The organism is Gibbsiella quercinecans, assembly GCF_002291425.1.
GTDB classification, from domain to species: Bacteria; Pseudomonadota; Gammaproteobacteria; order Enterobacterales; family Enterobacteriaceae; genus Gibbsiella; species Gibbsiella quercinecans.
This window is the reverse complement of the sequence record NZ_CP014136.1, coordinates 432,479-454,502: the sequence shown is the minus strand read 5'-3', so window position 1 is coordinate 454,502 and position 22,024 is coordinate 432,479. Positions and strand designations below refer to the sequence as shown.

Annotated in this window: 14 protein-coding genes; 11 read left to right on the top strand and 3 right to left on the bottom strand. The window is 55.1% G+C overall.

Annotated elements, in window-relative coordinates:
• Positions 1-13 precede the first annotated feature (13 nt).
• From ACN28Q_RS02170 to ACN28Q_RS02160, 3 genes are read left to right on the top strand one after another with little or no spacing between them, the layout of a single operon-like run.
• Positions 14-3,223 carry a molybdopterin cofactor-binding domain-containing protein gene (locus ACN28Q_RS02170; RefSeq protein ID WP_165907001.1) on the top strand — a complete coding sequence of 1,070 codons (3,210 nt, stop codon included), beginning with the start codon at positions 14-16 and terminating at the stop codon, positions 3,221-3,223.
• 3 nt (positions 3,224-3,226) lie between these two features.
• Positions 3,227-3,685: a (2Fe-2S)-binding protein gene (locus ACN28Q_RS02165; protein WP_095844826.1), complete on the top strand. Its 459-nt coding sequence runs from the start codon at positions 3,227-3,229 to the stop codon at positions 3,683-3,685.
• Between the two features lie 19 nt (positions 3,686-3,704).
• Complete coding sequence (locus ACN28Q_RS02160; protein WP_095844825.1) at positions 3,705-4,274, top strand: NTP transferase domain-containing protein; 570 nt, start codon at positions 3,705-3,707, stop codon at positions 4,272-4,274.
• 13 nt (positions 4,275-4,287) lie between these two features.
• On the opposite strand, the gene ACN28Q_RS02155 is transcribed toward ACN28Q_RS02160, so the two are convergent.
• Positions 4,288-6,051 carry a sigma-54 interaction domain-containing protein gene (locus ACN28Q_RS02155; RefSeq protein WP_095844824.1) on the bottom strand — a complete coding sequence of 588 codons (1,764 nt, stop codon included), beginning with the start codon at positions 6,049-6,051 and terminating at the stop codon, positions 4,288-4,290.
• A 310-nt stretch (positions 6,052-6,361) separates the two neighbouring features.
• Here ACN28Q_RS02155 and dpaL point away from each other — a divergent pair, with 310 nt between their 5' ends.
• Complete coding sequence (gene dpaL / locus ACN28Q_RS02150) at positions 6,362-7,558, top strand: diaminopropionate ammonia-lyase (protein WP_095844823.1); 1,197 nt, start codon at positions 6,362-6,364, stop codon at positions 7,556-7,558.
• 16 nt (positions 7,559-7,574) lie between these two features.
• A complete protein-coding gene (gene hydA, locus ACN28Q_RS02145; protein ID WP_269467118.1) occupies positions 7,575-8,984 on the top strand; it encodes a dihydropyrimidinase in 1,410 nt (469 codons plus the stop codon).
• On the opposite strand, the gene ACN28Q_RS02140 is transcribed toward hydA, so the two are convergent.
• Positions 8,976-9,785 carry an XdhC family protein gene (locus ACN28Q_RS02140; RefSeq protein ID WP_095844821.1) on the bottom strand — a complete coding sequence of 270 codons (810 nt, stop codon included), beginning with the start codon at positions 9,783-9,785 and terminating at the stop codon, positions 8,976-8,978. The two genes, hydA and ACN28Q_RS02140, sit on opposite strands and share 9 nt — an antisense overlap.
• Before the next feature lie 542 nt (positions 9,786-10,327).
• Between ACN28Q_RS02140 and ygfK the strand changes: the two genes are divergently transcribed.
• The 5 genes from ygfK (at position 10,328) to xdhB (ending at position 20,510) form a co-directional block, all read left to right on the top strand.
• A complete protein-coding gene (gene ygfK, locus ACN28Q_RS02135) occupies positions 10,328-13,435 on the top strand; it encodes a putative selenate reductase subunit YgfK (RefSeq protein WP_095844820.1) in 3,108 nt (1,035 codons plus the stop codon).
• A 3-nt stretch (positions 13,436-13,438) separates the two neighbouring features.
• Positions 13,439-14,767, top strand: a complete 1,329-nt coding sequence (ssnA, locus tag ACN28Q_RS02130) for a putative aminohydrolase SsnA (RefSeq protein ID WP_095844819.1) — start codon at positions 13,439-13,441, stop codon at positions 14,765-14,767.
• A 128-nt stretch (positions 14,768-14,895) separates the two neighbouring features.
• Positions 14,896-16,296 (top strand): TonB-dependent receptor, encoded by a 1,401-nt coding sequence (locus tag ACN28Q_RS02125; protein WP_230469512.1) that lies wholly within the window; start codon positions 14,896-14,898, stop codon positions 16,294-16,296.
• 436 nt (positions 16,297-16,732) lie between these two features.
• The gene (gene xdhA / locus ACN28Q_RS02120; RefSeq protein ID WP_095844817.1) at positions 16,733-18,172 is read left to right on the top strand and encodes a xanthine dehydrogenase small subunit; all 1,440 of its coding nucleotides are present in this window, start codon (positions 16,733-16,735) and stop codon (positions 18,170-18,172) included.
• The gene (gene xdhB / locus ACN28Q_RS02115; RefSeq protein WP_095844816.1) at positions 18,162-20,510 is read left to right on the top strand and encodes a xanthine dehydrogenase molybdopterin binding subunit; all 2,349 of its coding nucleotides are present in this window, start codon (positions 18,162-18,164) and stop codon (positions 20,508-20,510) included. Before xdhA ends, xdhB begins: the two co-directional genes overlap by 11 nt.
• Before the next feature lie 17 nt (positions 20,511-20,527).
• On the opposite strand, the gene ACN28Q_RS02110 is transcribed toward xdhB, so the two are convergent.
• On the bottom strand, positions 20,528-21,094 hold the full coding sequence (locus tag ACN28Q_RS02110; protein WP_095844815.1) for a phospholipase D family nuclease: 567 nt from the start codon (positions 21,092-21,094) through the stop codon (positions 20,528-20,530).
• A gap of 314 nt (positions 21,095-21,408) precedes the next feature.
• On the opposite strand from ACN28Q_RS02110, the gene ACN28Q_RS02105 reads away from it, so the two are divergent.
• On the top strand, positions 21,409-21,927 hold the full coding sequence (locus ACN28Q_RS02105) for an isochorismatase family protein (RefSeq protein ID WP_095844814.1): 519 nt from the start codon (positions 21,409-21,411) through the stop codon (positions 21,925-21,927).
• Positions 21,928-22,024 lie beyond the last annotated feature (97 nt).

Below are 22,024 nucleotides of genomic sequence, written 5' to 3'. Positions count from 1 at the left end.
AGAGAAAGGCGTGATGAAAATGCAAGTGGTTGGCCATGAAGTGCCGCGCGTGGATGGCTTGGCCAAGGTCAAAGGCAGCGCAGTATACGGTGATGATATCGTCCTGAAAGGCATGTTGTACGGCGTGTGCCGCTATGCAGATATCGCCGCGGGGCGGGTGGAGGCGGTTGATCTTAGTGCGGCATTACAGGTACCTGGCGTGGTGAAGATCGCCACTTGGCGTGATGTTCCCGGTGAGAGTCACATTGGTGTGGTGATGGCCGACTATCCGCCACTGGTGAACGAGAACATCGCTTTTCGTGGCGATGTCATTGCCGTGATTGCCGCTGAAAGCTATGAGTCAGCCTGTCTGGCGGCGGATAAGATTCATGTGCGTTATACGCCGTATGAACCCATCACCTGCGTGGATGATGCGCTGAAGCCGGGGGCCCGGCTGATCCATCCCGGCAGCGCCAGCAACGTGATCAATCACCACCATACGATCAAAGGCGATGTTGCGGCGGGTTTCGCTGCTTCCAGCCATATTTTTGAGCGGGAATATGAGGTGGGGTATCAGGAGCATGCCTACATTGAACCGGAATCGATCATTGCCTGGTTCGATGATAACGAACAGATCATGACGCTATCGGGTTCGGTACAGAATGCCCATCGCGTGCGCGGCTTCGTGGCGAAATATCTTGCTCTGCCGCAAGCGCGCGTTAACGTCAAACGAGCTGTCGTCGGGGGCTCCTTTGGCGGCAAAGACGATATTATCGATCATCTGGCGTGCCGCGCGGCGTTGCTATGTCACTTGACGGGCCGGCCGGTTAAATTTACCTACAACCGCGAACAATCGATGCGGGAGAGCTACAAGCGCCATCCCTACAAGATGAAATATAAAATTGGTCTGGATGACGACGCACATATTCAGGCGATCAAGATTGACGTGCTGGCGGACGGCGGTAGCTACGCCGGGCAAACGCCGTTTGTCACCTGGCGTAGTTCTGTACAGGCGGCGGGGCCGTACCGCATTCCAAATGTACGTGTGGATGTGACGGGCGTGTATACCAATAACAACTACACCTCGGCGTTCCGTGGTTTCGGGGCGCCGCAGGTCATTCTGGCTAACGAATCGTTGATGGATGAAGTGGCCGCCGCGCTCGGACTGTCGCCGTTGGAGCTGCGCCAGCGCAATATCCTGAAGCAGGGGGATACCAGTATGGCAGGACAGGTATTCAGCGAACACCGGGTATCTGCCGAAGAAGTTCTGATGAAAGCAGCTAACAGTGTCGGGTTTATGGCCAAGCGCGAACGCTACCAGCAGTTGAATGCGCAGGGGGGGCCGATTAAATACGGCATCGGTCTGGCATTAAGCCACCGGGGATGTTCACTGGGTGCCGAGGGATTAGATGCCTCGTCAGCGCTGATTCAGGTCAATGCGGATGGCAGCGTCAATATCTCCACAGCGGTATCGGAGAATGGTCAAGGGCTGCAAACGGCGATGTCGATGATTGCGGCAGAAGCCTTTGGTTTGCCGCTCTCATGGATCATGTTTACCGATCCGGCCACGGCGATGATCGCCGATGGCGGTTCCACTGTGGCGTCACGCGGTACGCTAATGGGCGGGCAGGCCGTGCTCAACGCGGCAGGTAAGATCAAACGACGCATGGCTGACGCCGTTGCAACGCAGTTGGGGGCGAGCGGGATTGATGAGCTAATGTGGCGAGAGGGTAAAGTATTCAACCGCGTTGACCTGAGCCGCAGTATGGATTTTTGTCAGGTGGTTACGCTCACCAGAGCCACCGGCGCTAATCTCTCCGCCTACGGCTGGCATGTGGCACCCTCCATTCACTGGGACGAGGAAAAGGGATGCGGCAGCCCTTATTTCACCTGGGTATACGGTTGTCAGGTGGCGGATGTGGCTGTCGATACCCGTACCGGCAAGATCACTCTGCTGGATATCACGGCGGTGCATGATGTGGGCAAGGTCGTTAACCGCGTCGGTTTTGAAGGGCAGGTGTATGGCGGCGTGGTGCAGGGCATGATCGGCTACGGCATGCTGGAAGATTTCAATATCGAAAATGGGGAGGTTAAATCAGAGAATTTTGATACCTACCTGCTGCCGACGATTCGTGACATACCGAATATTACGGTGATTGCGGTGGAAAACCACGACAAAGCCGGTCCCTACGGCGCCAAGGTGATTGGCGAGCCGGTGCTGGAACTGGGCGGTGCAGCGCTGAACAATGCGGTGAGTTTTGCCATTGGCCGTTGGAATCGCACGCTACCGCTGACGCTGGAACAGGTACGGCTGAGTTACAACCTGAAAAAACCGGCGCGGCAGAGCGAAGTGCAAGCGCATGAAGGTGAGCGTAAACAGGTGCAGCGCCTGAACACGCTGACGGTCAGCCAGCCCGCCAATTTGGAACAGGCATTGGTACTGCTGGCTCAAGAGGGCGTACAGGCATTGGCGGGAGGTACCGATGTGCTGGTGCAGGCTCGCTTGAAAACAACCCCGGTACGCCTGGTGAATATCGCTGGGTTGAACGAATTACGCTGTATTCATGAGGAAAACGATACTTTCAGCATTGGTGCCGGGATGTGTTTCACCGATTTGGTGGCCAACGCGCGTTTGGTTCGGGACTACCCGCTGCTGGTCACCGCGTGTCGCACGATAGGATCTTTGCAACTGCGTAACCGGGCCACGGTGGGGGGAAACATCATTAATGCTGCGCCCTGCGCGGACTCTGTGCCGCCGCTCATCATCTATGGTGCTGAAGTTGAGCTGCGTACCGTCAGTGGCAGCCGTCGCGTGCCGCTCGAATCGTTTATTACTGGTGGTTACCGTACAGCGTTACGTACGGGGGAATTGTTAACCCGCATTATCTTACCGCCCCCGCCAACGGGCGTGCTGCAACAGTTTTATCTGCAACTGGGGCGGCGTATCGCCGTGAATATCACACGCCAAAGCCTGTCTGCGCTGTTTCGCTTAGATGTACAAAAGCATATCGAACTGTGCCGCCTGGTGGATGGCGCCGTATTCGGCAAGCCGCAAAGGCTGACGATGGTAGAGGACGCGTTGTTGGGTAACCCACCGACGAAAGCGGTGATCGATCATGCGGCCGCTGTGTTGGAAACCATGATGACGCAGGCTATCGGCGGCCGCTGGTCCGCCCCTTATAAGATCCCGGTTTATCTTGATATGTTCCGGCAGGTAATGGCGGAACTGGCGGAACAGGAGTGACAGATGATTGATGTAGAAATGAAGATTAATGGTATCCGGGTGCAGGCCAGCGTTGATGACAATGTCCGTTTGCTGGATTATCTGCGCGAAGTACGTCGTTTGACCGGCACCAAGGAGGGGTGTTCCGTCGGGGAATGTGGTGCCTGCTCGATCATCATGAACGGCCGTGCGGTGTGTTCCTGTCTGCTGTTGGTGGCTCAGTGCGATGGCGCTGATATCACCACGGTGGAAGCGCTACATCAGGATCCTGTGGGGCTTAAACTGCAAAATGCCTTCATTCGCTACGGCGGCGTGCAGTGTGGCTTCTGCACCCCCGGCGTATTGATCAGCGCCAAAGCGCTTTTGGATACCAACCCGTTGCCGAATGACGAACAGATCCGCGAGGCGCTGGAAGGCAACCTGTGCCGCTGCACGGGTTACCAGCCGATTATCACCTCGATTAAAGCGGTGTTGGCCCAGTGAGCGCGCTGGAGCGGGCAAGATGAAACCAAAGGTTTGTCTGATGCTGGCGGCGGGGCTTTCCAGCCGCATGGGGCAGTGGAAAATGATGCTGCCGTGGGGCGAGGGAACGGTGCTCGACGGCGCGCTAGCAGCGGCGTTATCTTTCTGCGATCGCGTGGTGCTGGTCACTGGCTTTCGCGGCGCGGAGCTGAACTGGCGCTATGGCGATAATTCGCGCATCACGCTGCGCCATAATGAATGCTTTACCGAAGGCATGTTCTCTTCTATCCGCTGCGGCGTAGAGGCCGTTGGCGGTGGACATTTCTTTCTGGCGTTGGGGGATATGCCCGCTGTCAGCGGGGCGGTGTACCGCACGCTGTGGCAACAACGCGATGCGCGCTGCCTGATCCCAGAATACGCACAAGGAAAGGGGCACCCGGTACTGTTGCCGCCCGCCATGCGCGGGCGAGTACTGGCAGCGGATAACGACACGTCGATGAAAGTACTTATCGCACGTCACGGCCAGCGGCGGGTGCCGGTGGCCGATGGCGCGATCCATTGGGATATGGATACGCCGGAGCAGTACCAGCGGTTGCTCCGCCGGCGTTAGCCGACTGAGCAGGCTAGTGAATATCGCGCAGTTCGTATTTTTTGATTTTTCGATATAGGGTAGCAACGCTGATATCCAGCTCTTGCGCCAGTTGCGTTTTGCTCATGCCACGGCGCAATGCTTCTTCAATACGTTGGTGCTCCAATTGCTTCAGGCTGGGGGGCGCGGCGCGCGAGGCGTCACTGGCGGCGGTTTCAGCCGCCGGCCGCACTGCCGCCGCCGTGTTATGGAAGTGCGGCGGCAGCAGCGTGGGATCAATCACCTCGCCGTCGGGCACGATATTCACCAGGTACTCCACCAGATTACTCAATTCGCGCACATTGCCCGGCCAGCGGTAATGGCGCAGCAATGCCATGACTTCCCGGCTAACGCCAGGGTAGGTGCTGCCAATGCGCCGGGTATGCAGGTTGAGAAAATGGTGCACCAGCAGTTCGATATCCGCAGTGCGTTCGCGCAACGGCGGGATCTCCACCGGAATCACCTTAAGACGATAGTAAAGATCTTCACGGAACGTTCCGTCTTTGAGCGCTTGCGCCAAATTTTGATGGGTAGCGGAAACGATCCGAATATCCACCGCTACCGGCTTACTGGCCCCCAGCGGCATAACCTCGCGCGTTTCCAGAACCCGCAGTAGCTTGGCCTGCAACGCCAGCGGCATATCGCCAATTTCATCAAGGAAGAGCGTGCCACGATGTGCAGACTGAATCAGCCCTGCCTTGCCGTTGGGGGCGGCGCCGGTGAATGCGCCTTTGACATAGCCGAACAGTTCGCTCTCAAGCAGGTGTTCTGGGATCGCTGCACAGTTAATGGCAATAAACGGATGCGCGTTGCGCCGTCCCATCTGATGGATGGCACGTGCCAGTACCTCTTTACCGCTGCCGCTCTCCCCGGTGATCATGATGCTAGAGGGGCTGTCGGCAAAGCGGGCGATGAGCTGCTTTAACGCCTGAACCGCGGGCGCATTGCCAATAAACTGGCCAATATGGGGGGTGCTGTCCGCCTTTTCGACCGGCGCTGGGCGTTCGGATTGATGGAAGGCAAACAGAAACAACTGCCGGTTTTTGCCATTATGGTGCTGCCCGATCACCACTTCCTGCCGGGCCGCGAAGGAAATCACGTGTTGGGCATTGCCGTTGGCAAAGTCTTTACTGGCGACTAACGGGCGGATGGTTACCGGCGTTTGGGCAAGCGTCTCCCAACGCGTGTTGAGCAGCCTCAGCGCATTCTGATTGGCAAAGGTAATGATGCCATGCTCATCAAGCACCAGAATGCCCTGATCCATGCTGTTGATAAGCGTGGTGAACAAAACATCCATATCATCGTTGGCCGTGGGATTTTTCGTCAGGTTAGCCATCAACAACGAGGAAATATGCCGCACATAATCGGAGAAAACAGCGATATTTTCTTGTAACCGCTGTTGCTGTTCCGGGTTGATCGCCGCAAGGCTGATTACGCCTAAGCAGGTGCCTTCATGCATCACCGGCAGACCGAGAAAGGCCAGTTCGCCGCAGTGGCCATATTGACCGCAGCTTTGGCAGATAGGATCGTGCTGCGAATGAATGACCACTTTCTCTTTCTTGTTATCAATAACGTATTGCAATAGGCGGGTATTATCCGACTGACGGCCGATGTGGGAACGATATGGGCCACTTCCCGCGACGCGTAGCAACTGGTTATCGACGATTTCGACTTCAAGCCGCAATACCTGACTGAGCATCTGTGTGAAATGCCGGATAGTGGGCTGGATGTGCATCAGAGACAGGGTCTGGCTCGTCATAGGCTACGCTCTTGTACCTGGTGAAGTCGGGATCTGCCGTCAAGGACAACGCTGCGCGGCAGTTTCTCATTTTGAGAATGTGCATCATCTCTTCGCCTGTCGCAACGAGGCGTGATGGGGGAATGGCGCCAGCCAATGCTGGAAATGCTGGGGAACGACGCCGTGAGCGGCCACGCAATGGGGTGTGATGTCTCATTTTCCCCCTGTTTTTGATTATTCGACATTGCTGTTTCTGCTGCAACTACAAATTGGCACAGATATTGAACCCATCGAAGATGAATAATTCCATCAACGTCATCAGGATGCCGACATGTCAACATTTTCACTACGGATGCAAATTGCCGATAACGCTCACTTTACCCCACAAGGGAATGCCTTATTCAGCCGGGAGCAGGCGGAACAAGCGCGCGCCTTTCATCAGCGGATGCCGGGCTACTGCCCCACGCCGCTGTACTCACTGGCGGCGTTTGCCGCTGAACTGGGGGTGGGACGTGTGTTGGTGAAAGATGAATCTCAGCGTTTCGGGCTGAACGCGTTCAAAATCCTCGGGGGCGCTTATGCCATTGCCCGTTGCGTATGCGAAAAATACCACTTGGCGCTGGAGGATTTTACCTTTGAGCAAGGCCGTAGCGCGCTGCCGGAACGTATCACCTTTGCCACCACCACGGACGGCAACCACGGCCGCGGGATAGCCTGGGCCGCCAAGGCGCTTGGGCAACAGGCGGTTGTTTATATGCCGAAGGGCGCATCCGCCGAACGGGTGGCTCACATCACCCGGCTGGGGGCGGAGTGCATCGTCACCGACATGAACTACGATGATACCGTGCGCCTGACCATGCAAACTGCACAGGAAAATGGGTGGACGGTGGTACAGGACACCGCCTGGCCGGGTTACGAAAAGATCCCCGCCTGGATTATGCAAGGATATGCGACGCTGGCGGTGGAGGCAGTAGAACAGATAGCTGAGCATCATTGGCCAACGCCGACACATGTTTTCCTGCAGGCCGGTGTTGGCGCGATGGCGGCGGGGGTGTTGGACTATCTGGTCAACAGTTACGGTGCGGCGCCGTTACACGCGGTTATTGTTGAGCCGGATCGTGCCGATTGCTTGTTTCGCTCCGCACAGCAAGGGGAGATTGTTGCCGTGGGCGGCGCTATGGACACCATGATGGTGGGGCTGGCCTGTGGTGAACCTAATCCATTGGGTTGGCCACGCCTGCGTGACTGTTCCCGCCAGTTTATTTCCTGCGAAGACAGCGTGACGGCGCTCGGTATGCGTGTCCTGGGCAATCCATTAGGGCAGGACGCACGCATTGTTTCCGGCGAGTCAGGCGCGATCGGCATGGGGGTGCTGGCGGCGATATTGCACAGCCCCCGGCGCAAGGCTCTGATGGCTCAACTGGGGCTGGATGCCGCTTCCTGCGTGCTAATAGTCAGTTCTGAAGGTGATACCGATCGCCAGCACTATCGGGAAGTGGTGTGGGAAGGCATCCCGCAGATGCGTTAACTATCCCCTGTTGCAGATGGAGAGCCTTATGACGCGTTTACTTAAGGGCGGTACGTTGGTTGATCATCAGGGGCAATATGATGAGGATTTGCTGATTGAACGTGGGCGGATCGCGCAGCGCGGACACAATATTACCATCACGCCGGAGATGGAGGTGATTGATGCCTCCGGGTATCAGGTGATGCCTGGAGGCATCGATGTGCATACCCATTTCAACATTGATGTGGGGATCGGCCGCAGCTGCGACGATTTTTTTACCGGTACCCGTGCAGCGGCGTGCGGCGGCACTACCACCATTGTCGATCATATGGGCTTTGGCCCGGCAGGGTGTAATTTGCATCATCAACTGGCGCGTTATCATGCCTATGCCGACGGCCAGGCGGTTATCGATTACAGTTTCCACGGCGTGGTGCAGCATGTAGACGACGCTATTCTGGATGAAATGGCCGCCATGGTGGAGCAGGAGGGGATCAGCAGCTTCAAACTCTACCTGACTTACCAGTACAAACTGGATGACACAGCGGTATTACAGGTATTACAGAGGCTGCGCCAGATTGGGGCGTTAACCACGGTGCATCCGGAGAATGATGCGGCGATTCGGTTACGTCGCGATGCTTTTCTGCGGCAGGGTAATACCGCCCCTCACTATCATGCCTTGAGCCGACCGGTAGCTTGCGAGGCGGAGGCGATCGCGCGCATGATCAACCTGGCGGCGTTGGCAGACAGCGCGCCGCTGTATATCGTTCACCTATCTAATGGCCTGGGGCTGGATTATATCCGGCTGGCGCAGCGCAATGGTCAGCCGGTGTGGGCTGAAACCTGCCCGCAATACTTGCTGCTGGACGACAGCCGTTACCGCGAGCCAGACGGGTTGAAGTATATTCTCAGCCCGCCGTTGCGCCGGCAGGAGGAACAAGCGGCGTTGTGGCAAGGGTTGGTTGACGGCAGTATCTCGACGTTGGCGACCGATCACTGCAATTTTTCTTTGCGCCAACGCCAAGCGCTCTCCGGCGGGGATTTTAGCTGTTGCCCCAATGGGCTGCCGGGTGTAGAAAACCGTCTGGCGCTGCTTTACTCTAGCGGCGTAATGGCTGGGCGCATCAGCCCGGAGCAGTTTGTCATGCTGACCAGTGCCCGCCCCGCGCAGCTGTTTGGTCTGTGGCCGCAGAAAGGCAACCTGATGCCCGGTGCTGATGCCGATCTGGTGTTGTTCGATCCCACGCGTCACGTCACGCTTCGCCATGAGGAAATGCACGATAACGGCGACTACTCTCCCTATGAAGGAATGGCGTGCCACGGCTGGCCTGTTATGACCCTCAGCCGGGGCGAGATCGTTTGGCGGGATGGCGCGTTCATCGGCCACCCTGGCCATGGGCGCTTTTTGCGGCGTGAGCCCTTTAGCGCGCCTATCGACGGGCTATTCTGATACTGCCGCTACCAGATCGGATTGGAGTGATGCCGCACTGGCGCCGTTTTTCACCTGGAGGATCTCCGCCAGCACGCTGATGGCGATCTCTTCCGGCGTCTCTGCCCCGATATCCAGTCCGATGGGGGAACGCAGCGCAGCAATAGCAGCGGCATCAACACCGTTTTTTTCCAGTTCGGCTCGGAAGGTTTGGATTTTGCGTCGGCTGGCCAGCAACCCCAGATAGCGCACCGGGCTGCCAATGGTGCGCTCCAGCGCCTCTTTGTCCTGGTGGTTAGTGGCGATGACGACATAGCTATGTTCGTCCAGCGTCAACTGTTGAATACCGACAGTAAAACTCTCTGCAAGCAGCTTGCGGCTGGCGGCGGGGAGGTCAGGGTGGCCCAGATTTTCCGGCCAGGTATCAACCAGCGTAATTTCGAAGTTCAGCGGTGCGGCAACCACGGCGATGGCTCGGTTAACGTGGCCCGCGCCGAGCAGCACCAGTTGTGGGCGGCGCGGCTGCACCGCGATATGTACCTTCATGGCCCCGCCGCAATCTGAACCTACCGCACCTTCCCCCTGGCGCGCCATGCGCCCACAGAACACGCGGGACTCTCCTTGCGCCAAGGCTTCTTTAGCCTGTTCCAGTACCAATCGTTCCATCATACCTCCGCCAATGGTTCCCATGCTGTTGCCGTCCTCATCGACCAGCATACTGGCGTTATGGCGGGGTGTTGAACCCCGGCTTTCGACAATCTGGATAAACGCAAAAGCCCGGTTGTTTTTTTCCAACTCCGCTGCCTGAGTAAAAAGTCCCATTCCGTACCTCGCGTAAATAAAAAAGAGTAATAATGGGAGAATGCAAATTTTGTGCCTGCATATTGCATGCCGCGCAGAGCAAATGAAGCGGTGGTATAACGGAAATACACGCATTATTTTCTCAAAATGAGAAACACGATTATTAATTTGCAAAAACACGGCCCTGAACCAAATAACAATGGGCCGCTACCATCATCATAATTATTTCGTCTGGTCGAAAGAAGCCGCTATAGCGCGCTATTGCCAGGCTTCTTCTACCGGCTCCCCATTTCTGGCCTGCATATTGCTTTTATTTAAAGACAAAGAGTGTGAGGAAAAATAACCATTGGCGATAGTGCCCGCATTGTGGCGATATCGCCAACCTATCCCCTTCATACTTCAAGTTGCAGGTGTGTTGGCTTCACCCCTTCGGGGCCAGCGCTAGTGCTGTTCAAAAACGATTTTGCGTTTTTGTCCTGCAACTCGAATTATTTTGGGTATAAAACGTTGTCTCAGTATCATTTAATTTTCAAAAAAATAACAAATAAATAAAGGAGAGTAATGTGGCTGATGTCATGCGTCCCATTCCGTTTGAGCAATTACTGAAGAGAATGTTTTCTGAATACCAGCAACATCGCTCTATTTTTGGCATCCCGGAGAGCCAGTTTTATCGTCGTAACCCCACTCGGCAAATGGGGGTGTTTGGCGAATCCTGCGACACTCCGGTGGGGCCGGCGGCAGGGCCACACACCCAGTTGGCGCAAAATATCATTACCGCATGGCTGACCGGCGGCAGTTTTATCGAGCTGAAAACGGTGCAGATTATGGATCGTCTTGCGCTGGACAAGCCGTGCATTGATGCGCAAGACGAAGGGTTTAATACTGAATGGTCTACAGAGCTTACGTTGGTGAAAGCTGCCGATGAGTATCTGAAGGCATGGTTTGCCCTGTGGCTGCTGGAGTACCTGTTTGCACCGCGCTCCACTGAACAGGGGCGTTCGTTTATTTTCAATATGAGCGTGGGTTATGACTTGAAAGGCATTCAACAGGCACCTATGCAAACTTTTATTGCGAGCATGATGGATGCCGCTGATTTACCTGCCTTCCAGCGCTATCGTCAAACGTTGGCATGCTGGATTGCCAGCGTTGATACGCTGCGTGATATCGTGCCGCAGGCCAATCTGGCCGCGTTGGCTACGCTGCCGGAGCGAATTCCTTCCCGGCTCGTCACCGGTGTCACCTTATCCACCATGCATGGTTGCCCACCCGATGAAATTGAAGCGATTTGCCGTTACATGCTGGAAGAAAAAAAGCTGCATACGTTCGTAAAGCTGAATCCAACGCTGCTCGGCTATGCGCGCGTTCGTGAAATCCTGGATTGCTGTGGGTTTGATTATATTCAATTAAAAGAAGACGCTTTCCTGCATGATTTGCCCCTTGAGCGGGCGCTGACCATGCTGGAGCGGTTGCTGACTTTGGCGCGCCAACAGGGATTGGCGTTCGGGGTTAAACTCACCAATACGCTGGGCGCCGGCAACCATAAGCAACGCCTGCCGGGGGATGAGATGTACATGTCTGGACGGGCGCTGTTTCCTATTTCGATTAATGTTGCCGCCGTCTTATCACGTCATTTTCAGGGGAAATTACCCATTTCTTATTCCGGCGGCGCTAGCCAGCTCAACATCCGCGCGATTCATGAAACCGGCATTCATCCCATTACTATGGCAACCGATCTGCTGAAACCCGGCGGCTACCTGCGCCTGGCTGCCTGCGCGCACGAATTGGAAAGCTCCGCGGGCTGGGGGATGACCGCGGTGGATGTCGCTCGGTTGGAAGCGCTGGCGCAGACGGCGTTAACAGCGGAATACCACCAGAAATCCTGGAAGCTTGAAGCGACGATAGAGGCGGGCGGTACGTTACCGACTTCCGATTGTTACGTAGCCCCCTGTGTCAGCGCCTGCGCGATTCATCAGGATATTCCTGAATATCTTCGCCTGGCAGGGGCGGGGCGCTATACCGATGCGCTGGAACTGATTTATCAGCGTAACGCGCTGCCGGCGATTACCGGCCATATTTGCGATCACCAGTGCCAGTCAAATTGTACCCGTCTGGATTACGACAGCGCGCTGAACATCCGTGAAATCAAACGTATCGCGCTGGAAAAAGGGTGGGAGGGGTATCGACGCCGTTGGTATAAACCGACGGGATCGGGCAGCCGCCACCCAGTGGCGGTTATCGGCGCGGGTCCGGCGGGTCTGGCGGCGGGATATTTTCTGGCTAGGGCGGGCCATTCAGTTACCCTGTTTGAACGGGAACAAAGTGCGGGGGGCGTGGTTCGCCATGTGGTGCCGCAGTTTCGTATACCGGCGGAAAAAATCCAGCATGATATCGATTTTGTCGCGCAGCATGGCGTACGGTTTGAATATGGCTGCGATAGCGGGCTGACGGTCGATGAGCTGCATCGGCGCGGATATCGCTATGTTTGCGTGGGGACCGGCGCCTATCGCAGCCGTGATGTGGCGTTGGATGGCGATAACCACGCTGTGTGGCCGTCGTTCCAGTTCTTAAGGCGCTTCAACCGCGCAGAGCCGCTCACCCTTGGCCGTTCTGTGGGAGTGGTTGGTGCAGGAAATACCGCAATGGATTGTGCACGCGCCGCACTGCGCGTTCCCGGCGTTGAGCAGGTGACCATCCTCTACCGGCGCGGAGAGAAAGATATGCCTGCCTGGCGTGAAGAGGTGGCGGAAGCACGCCAAGCGGGGGTGGCATTCCTCTTCTGGGTTAACCCGGAACGGTTTGATGCAGACGGCGCATTAACGCTGCGGATCATGCAGCCCGGCGAGCCGGATGCACAGGGCCGGGCTCGCCCCCTGGCAACCGAGTGTACCAAGACGTTCCATCTGGACACGCTCATTTCGGCCGTTGGGGAAGAACCGGACTATGAGGCGCTGGCCCAGATGGGCATCCCGCTGGCGGCAAACGGTGTGCCGGGCGTGGACAACAAAACCCAAGAAACAGAACGCGAGAATGTGTTCCTGATTGGCGATGTGCAAAGTGGCCCGGCATCTATTGTCGCAGCAATAGGCGCGGCGCGGCGCGCCACGGACGCTATTTTACGCAGAGAGAATATTCATGATAGCCACGCGGCCAAACGTTGGCTGAATACCGATCCTATGGATATCTACCGCCGTAAAGGGGCGATCGAGATACAGTTGGTCAGCTCGGATGAGCAGGATGCATTTGTTCAGCAGGAGGCAAAGCGTTGCCTGTCGTGCAACTATGTGTGCGCCAAGTGCGTGGATGTGTGCCCTAACCGCGCGAATGTTTCCCTCGCGGTGCCCGGCTTTCGTGACCGCTTCCAAACGCTTCATATCGATGCCTATTGCAATGAATGCGGCAATTGTGCCCAGTTCTGCCCTTGGGATGGTAAGCCCTACCGGGATAAGGTGACCATCTTCAATTTACCTCAGGATTTTGCTGCCAGTAGTAATCCCGGTTTTTTATTGGATGAAGACGGCGTTTTGGTGCGCCATGAACAGCAGATCTATCACTTGGCGATCGATCTGCACGGCATCATTGCCAGCGCCCCGCCGGAATTGGCTGACATGTGCCGCATTATTTCAACGGTTTATCAACATCATCACTACTTGCTTGGTGCAGTGGAGGAGTAATTCATGCTGATTTTACGTAACGCCACAGCGGTACAGTTTGTGCCCGCGCTGGTGAATGAGGGCGTGGACATCGCCATTGACGGCACCACGATTGTTGCAGTGGAAAAAAATCTGACGGTGCGTTATCCGGCAGCAACGGTGAAAGAGATGCAGGGGCGGTTGGTCATGCCGGGTATCGTCTGCGCCCACAACCATTTTTACTCCGGGTTGGCCCGCGGGCTTCTGGCGCGTATTGAGCCTTGCCCAGATTTTATCTCCACGCTAAAAAACCTGTGGTGGAAACTGGATCGCGCGCTGGATGAAGAATCGCTGTATTACAGCGGGTTGGTTTGCTCGCTGGAAGCCATTAAACAGGGGTGCACGGCGGTTATCGATCACCATGCCTCACCGTCGTTGATTAGCGGATCGCTGGATATTTTACGCCGGGGATTTCTTACCGCAGGTCTGCGTGGCATGACCTGCTATGAAACCACCGATCGCAATGGTGGCCTGGGTGAACTGCGCCGTGGCGTGGAAGAGAACATCCGCTTTGCGCATCGTATCGATCTGGATAAAAAATCCGGTAAAACGCCATATTTGGTCGAGGCCCATATCGGCGCACATGCACCGTTTACCCTGAGCGATGCCGGGCTTGAACTGCTGGCGGATGCCATACAGGACACGGGGCGTGGGCTGCATATTCACGTAGCGGAAGATCGCTATGACGTATCTCACAGTCATCATCATTATGGCATTGACCCAATGGAGCGGTTGGCGCGGGCTGGGTTGATCAATGGGAAAAGCCTGATCGCGCACGGCCTCTTTCTATCGGCTCAGGATGTGGCGGTGATTAATACGTTTGACGCGTTTCTGGTGCATAACGCGCGATCGAATATGAATAATCAGGTGGGCTACAACCCGCGACTGGCTGAATACCGCCATGTGGCATTGGGGACGGACGGTATCGGCGCAGATATGTTTGAAGAGCTAAAGTTTGCCTGTTTCAAACACCGTGATGCGGGGGGGGCGCTGTGGCCGGACAGCTTCCTGCGTTTCCTGCATAAGGGCAACCTGCTGTTGGAGCGCAACTTTAACGCCCAGTTTGGTTCGCTGGCGGCGGGGTATCAGGCTGATTTGACCATTTGCGATTATCATTCGCCCACACCGTTGCGTGCAGAGAACCTGGCCGGGCATCTGGCGTTTGCGCTTAGCTCCGCCAGTGTCCATAGCGTCATGGTGGCGGGTAACTTGGTGTATGAGGAGCGCAACTTCCCGTTCGACGTGGAGGAAATTTATTTTCATGCCCGTCAGGAGGCGGAGAAATTATGGCAACGGATGGATAATTTGGCGTAATGAAATGAATTTCAACCGGCATAAAAGGTTTTTCTGGTAGAAACGCCCCTAAATAAGGTGCGGGCAGCGAATTGATAGTGTTTTTTAAAATAATAATCATTAGCCTGCAAAAATAAGGTTCATCGCAGTTGCTCTACTTGGTGACGCCTCGTCGCAAAGTGGCTTTCTCTCATTTTTGTAGGAATATAACAGTGAAAAATAGCATTGTATCTTTATTCCCCAGGGATATTAGCGCGGCTCGTCTATTTTCCAGCAGTGTGGCTGCCGCCGCTATGTTATTACATGTATCAGCCTTTGCCGATTCGACAACGGTGGTAAAGCCTGTTAGCAGCAATCTGGGGCAAAGCTGTACGCAAAATGCCTATGGGGTGGAAAATGCGCTTGATGCGCTACGCTGTGGTTCAGTGCACGGTTCGCTGCGTACACTTTATTATTCCACAAAGAATGCCTATTTTGTCAGGGATAATAATCAGGATACCGCCAGCTACGGCGGCAATATCCTGTTTCAAACGGCACCTTATTACGGTTTCAGCGCGGGTGTCGGTGGTATTTATCAGCAACAGTGGCGTTCACCGGGCGCCGGGCGTGGGGTTACGGAACTGGCGACTAATCAAAACGGCCTGGGAGAAGCTTGGCTGCGTTGGCAATATCAGAACTTTCGTTTTACCGCGGGCGATCAGCGTATTGATATTCCTTTTATGAGCGACTATGACTGGCGTATTACCCCGATCCTATTCCGCGCAGTTGATCTGCACTGGGGGGATAAAACCGATTTCCTGCATGCGACCAAGATATATCGCTATAAGCCGTGGCGCAGCGATCAATTCCTGGCGACCAGTTCCTATAGCGCTATAAAAGAGAAAACCAACGGCGCCTGGGCGGTTGGCGCCGGGCGTTCAACGCAGGTTGGCAGCATGAGCCTGAGTGGTCAATTATGGTATGAAAGCTATGACGACTACGTGAATATTTTTTATAGCGAAGCGCATAGTCAGTGGAAAACCGCGTTATGGCAGCCAGATATCGGCATGCAGTTCATTCGCGGCAGCGGTGAAGGCGAACGCTTGCTTGGTGAGGTGGACAGTACGTCTTATGGCATACAGTTGGCTTTGACGCCCGTTAGCCAAGTTAAGTGGTCTATTAATTATAACCACATCGTCTCCAACCCCACATCGTATCTGACCGGGGTGTTGGTTACGCCGTATTCCAGCAGCACCTCATCGGGGAAATATTTCGCGCAGCCGTACTTTACCAGTACTCAAGATCTTGGTACCGGCAATGCCTATTCTACCCGTATCACTTATCAGATTATGCCTGCATTGAGCATTGGGACTTACTATTCTTTTATGGATCTGAAAAGTTCAGCAAGTGCGCCTAGCCGTAACCAGTCTGAATATGTCGTCTTTGGCATTTACCAGTTTGGTGGCGTATTGAAAGGGTTAAGTCTGTCTAATTTCCTCGGGGTACAAACGTCTCCTGTTTATGATTATGCTTTCTGGCAGAATCGCGTTGCCCTTCAATATAATTTCTAATTTATCTTGCTTAAAAAGGTATCCATTATGGATACCTTTTTTATTAATAATTCATCCGCAAAGAAATAGCATAACCATGCACTTAATGAGGGCATTGTGTGCCGCTTATGCTGTATCTTGGTGCAATATCAGAAATTAATTTAAGTTAATAAGGAAAGCGTCATGTCTTTCCTGGCCAAAGTAATCGTTTGCTTATCGATAATAAACATTGCGGCAAGATAATTTTTATTTTGGTATGAGAATTGCTGTTTATCTAATCACTATCGATTAATCACATAGGATAAAACAGCATGACAGTATGCCACCGTTACCCTATTCGAAGCGCTGGTTTTGATATCGCGGCGTCAGTAGAGAGCCTGCAGCAGAGCCTGGTTCCCAATGGGGATGATTATCATGGTCGTTCTGTTTGGCTGGCCGACTGTCAGGAGGTTGCCGCATGATCCAATTTTTGCAGCACAACACACTGGTGGTTGAACGGGATCTCGATCCTACCCTGACGGTGTTGCAGTATCTGCGGCAGCATAAGCGCCGTACGGGAACCAAAGAGGGCTGCGGTTCTGGCGACTGCGGCGCGTGCACCGTGGCGTTGGGGCGCGAGGAACAGGGGCGAATGTGCTATGAGACCGTTAATGCCTGCCTGATGCCTGTGAGCGCGTTGCATGGCAAGCAACTGATTACGGTGGAAGATTTACGCCAGGAAGGGGCCCTCCATCCCGTGCAGCAGGCGGTGGTCGATCTGCATGCCTCGCAGTGTGGTTTCTGTACGCCAGGGATAGTGATTTCACTGTTTGTGTTGCAAAAAGAAAGTGAGGGCTGGGATCTTCAACTGACAGAACAGGCACTGGCGGGGAATTTATGTCGTTGTACCGGTTATCGACCGATTATGGCCGCTGCACGCTACCTGTGCGAGCAGCCGATAGAGGATAGTTATACCCGTGACGAGATATTAACCGCCACGCGACTGAAGGCGCTGAAGGAGGGGGCGGAGACATTGAACGAGGGCGCGCGCCAATATTTTATACCTGATGCGCTGGAGAAACTGGCGGCCTATTATCTTCGTTATCCTCAGGCTCGCCTGTTGGCGGGCGGTACCGATCTGATGCTGGAAATGGCGCAAGCCGGGTATGGCCGTCCTCCTTTGATCTCTTTGGCGCAGGTGGCAACGCTGCGCCGCTGGCATATGGATGACAGCTACATTCATCTTGGCGCCGGGGTGACTATCACACAATGTGAAAAGCTGCTACACGCGCAGATCCCTGCCTTTGCACGTGCGTTGCAGCGTTTCGCTTCACGTCAAATCCGCAACCGCGCCACCTTGGCAGGGAATATCGCCAATGCGTCGCCAATAGGCGATACGCCCCCGATGCTGCTGGCATTGGATGCCGAGCTACTGCTACAACGTGGTTCGGACCAGCGCACGCTGCCACTGCGCGACTTTTTCCTGGCCTACCGTCAAACGGCGTTAGTCGAGAGCGAGTTTATTCGTGAGATCCTAATCCCTCGCGGGGAGTTACTGGATAATTTTCAGGCATGGAAGGTTTCGAAACGGTCGGATGATGATATTTCCATTGTTTTTGGCGCGTTTTCATTACAAATCCAACAGGGGCGAGTCGTGAACGCTCGCGTCGCCTTTGGCGGAATGGACGCCATTCCCCGGCGGGCTGAGCGTTGTGAACAGGCCCTGCTTCACCAGCCCTGGAACAGGGCGACCGTGACAGCCGCTTGTCAGGCGCTGGAGCAGGATTTCACACCATTGAGCGACGCACGCGCCAGCGCAGAATACCGCCTGCAGGTGGCCAGGAATCTGTTGCTCCGTTACTACTACTGGTTACAAGGCGAGGAGTTTGAGATGGAGACCGCACACCATGTCGCATAATCCGTTAGTGTCCGCCCCAACGCAAATGGCGTTGCAGGAGCGGTTCCATCAGACGCAACCCTGTGGCGTAGGGCACAGTCATACACATGAGAGCGCGATACTGCACGTCAGCGGTGAAGCGCGCTACATTGACGATCGCCCAGAGCCGGAAGGGCTATTGCATCTTTGCCCGCGCCTGAGTGAACACGCGCATGCCCGTATTATCAAGCTGGATGTTGCACCCTGCTATCGCATTCCTGGTGTGGTAACGGTGCTGACCCGGCAACAAATACCGGGCAACCCGGATATCGGCGCGTTGGCGCCGGGCGATATGTTGCTGGCCGATGGCGAAGTGAACTATGCAGGGCAGATCGTGTTGGTGGTGGCGGCAGAATCTCGTGAGGCGGCCAGGTTGGGCGCTCAGGCGGCGGTGGTTGACTACGAAGTGCTGACACCGATATTGGATGTGCAAGACGCGTTGGAAAAACAACACTATGTGGAGCGTCCTTTTGTGCATCAACGCGGTGATGTCGAGGCGGCGTTGGCACGAGCAGCCCATCGTCTGTCGGGCGAGTTTCACATTGGCGGGCAGGAACATTTTTATCTGGAAACGCAGGCGGCCCTCGTCTGCCCGGCAGAGAACCAGGCCGTAACGGTCTATGCGTCCAGCCAAAACCCCAGTGAAGTACAAAAGCTGGTGGCTTCGGTTTTGGGTGTTAGCCAAAGCCAAGTGACGGTAGAAACACGGCGAATGGGGGGCGCTTTCGGCGGCAAGGAATCGCAGGGGGCGGGCGTCGCCTGCCTGTGCGCGCTTGCTGCGCGCCTGACGCGGCGCCCGGCAAAAATGTGTCTGTCGCGGCGTGACGATATGCGCATCACTGGCAAGCGCCACGCTTTTTTCGTGCGTTACGAAGTCGGTATTGATGAACGTGGTGTCTTCAGCGGCGTAAAGATCGATCTGGCAGCAAACTGTGGTCATTCGCTGGATTTGTCGGGATCGATTGTCGATCGCGCCATGTTCCATGCGGACAACGCCTATTATCTGGGAGATGCGCTCATCACCGGATACCGTTGCCGCACCCATACTGTCTCCAATACCGCGTTTCGCGGCTTCGGTGGGCCGCAAGGCATAGCGGCCATTGAACAGGTGATTGAGCACATTGCGCGCACTTTGCATCTGGATCCGCTCGAGGTGCGCAAACGAAATTATTATGGGATCACGGAACGCAATGTGACCCATTACTACCAGCCCGTCAGGCAGAATATGCTTAACGATATCACCGAACGGCTGGAGCACAGCGCTGAGTATCACCAACGTCGTGCCGAGATCGATACTTTCAATACCCGCCACCCCGTGCTGCGGCGCGGCTTAGCGCTAATGCCGGTCAAATTCGGCATTTCCTTCACCTCCACCTTTCTCAACCAGGCCGGAGCGCTGTTGTTGGTATATACCGATGGCAGTGTACAGCTAAATCATGGCGGAACTGAGATGGGGCAAGGGTTGAATACCAAAGTGGCGCAGATTGTGGCGCAGGTGCTACAAATTGACATCGAGTCAATCCAGGTCACGGCCACTCATACCGGCAAGGTGCCCAATACTTCGCCGACAGCAGCCTCCAGCGGTGCTGATTTGAACGGTAAAGCGGCGCAGCAAGCAGCCGAAATCATCAGACAGCGGCTAGAGGAATTACTGTGTCGCCTTTATGCGTGTTCCCCCGCAGAGGTTGTATTCCACAATGGTGTAGTGCGGGCGGGCAAGCATCATTTGACCTTCGCGCAGGTAGCGCACTTGGCATGGGTTAATCAGGTACCGCTTTCGGCTTCGGGTTACTACCGGGTTCCGGGCATCCATTACGATCGTGAGGCAGGGCGCGGACAGCCTTTTTACTACTTTGTGTACGGCGCGGCATGCGCGGAAGTGATCGTGGATACGCTGACCGGAGAGTATCGGGTGAAGCGGGTAGATATTCTGCACGATGTAGGTGCTTCCCTGAACCCTGCGCTGGATATCGGGCAGGTCGAAGGTGGGTTTGTACAGGGCATGGGCTGGGTTACCACCGAAGAGCTGATGTGGAACGGGCAGGGATGTTTGTTAACGGATACCGGCGCCACCTACAAGATACCGACGGTAGCGGATATCCCGCATGATTTTCGCGTGCAGCTATTGCCGCATACGCACAATGCGGCTGAAACCGTTTTCCGTTCTAAAGCCGTTGGTGAGCCGCCTTTTATGCTGGGTATGGTCGTCTGGTGTGCCCTGCAGGATGCGATCGCACGCCGGGCCGATGGTATCGTGCATTGCCTGCTTGATCTTCCCGCCACGCCGGAACGGGTGTGGCGAGCGTTACAAAGGTCATGAAAGGGATGGTGAAGGCATCACCCCTGCGAACGAGCCGCCAGTGGCTGACGGATTAAAACCGGGGGGGGCTTACTGGGGCTGGCTTCACGCCATAACCGGTTAAATTCCTGCTGATATTTTGCCGCCAGGGCAGGCACGTTGCGGATCAGCAGGGCATTTTCTGCGTTGCGCTTGTCGGCGCTGGATGTGTAGTTGAACGAGCCAGTTTCGACCGCATGGCCGTCTGCCACAATAAATTTGTTGTGCATGATGGCGTACTGCCCGTTAAGGCGCACCGGCACCCGGTGGTTAACCAGGAAGGTGATGGCAGTGTACCGATCGCTATTGGCTGCCTGGTCTGCGACCACCCGTACCGATACCCCGCGTTTTTGCGCGTTTACCAGCGCTGTCGCGATGGGCTTGCTGGTGAACTGATAGGCCGCCACATCAAGGTTGTGCTGGGCGCAGTTAATGATACTTAAGACAATATTTAAAGCGTCATGCCGTGCGCTGGGTGAAAAGCCGATGGCAAGCTCTGGCGACGCTGCCGCCAGAACGGGCATGGCTAGCACCATGATAGCCAGCACAAAAATGCGTTTACGCATAGGGTATTAACTCCAACTGCGACGGTATAGCCACGGAAAATATGGCTGTGCGTGGGCTTGCGATGGGGTGTTTTACCTATGAATCTTGCATGTTGCCAGTGCTGGGTCGCTAAAACTTTAGCTGGTCGACATTTTGTCTACCAACTTGTGGTTCAATACACAGAGAGACGCTATCAGCACCGCAAAAAATAGCCGCTGCTTCAGGCCGTAGCCCGGCAAATAAATGCCATACGTGGAACGCACCTGCAACGTGAAGTAGGAAGGGGATAAAATAGATTCTCTGTTTGGGGGTAACCGATGGGAAAGAGCATAAAATGAAGCTATTGATCGTTGTTGATATGCAAAACGGCGTATTCGCCACGCCGCGCCATGACCGGGAAGATAAAGCTACTCTGATCAATCAGCTGATAGCGGCGGCGGAACGGACGATATTTATTCAACATATTGAGGGCGAAATGGCCGAAGGCAACGAGTTATGGCAAATTTTACCGGAGCTTGAACAGCCGGATGGGGCGATTTATGTTAACAAAACCGCGTGTGATGCCTTCTGGAACACGAAACTGGCAGATGTTCTTAGCCAACTGGGCACCAATAACTTCGTGATTTGCGGCTGCGCGACGGATTATTGTTTAGATACGACAATAAAAGTCGGCGCCAGCCAAGGTTATGCCATTACCGTCGCTTCCGACGCTCATACAACCTCAAACCGAACTTATGCGACGGCGCCACAGCTGATTGGTCAGCATAATGAGGTGTGGGCGGCGCTGAGTATTCCGGGGAATACCGTCCAAGTGAAACCGACGGATAGGATTATCGCTGAGTGGCAGGGCTGACGCGTTGTGCGTGCGGATTTTTCGGCGCGGGTGAATGTAACCGGTTGTTGGATCTTGCCAATATTTGCAATAGTACAGGCAATGCTCACCGTAATTA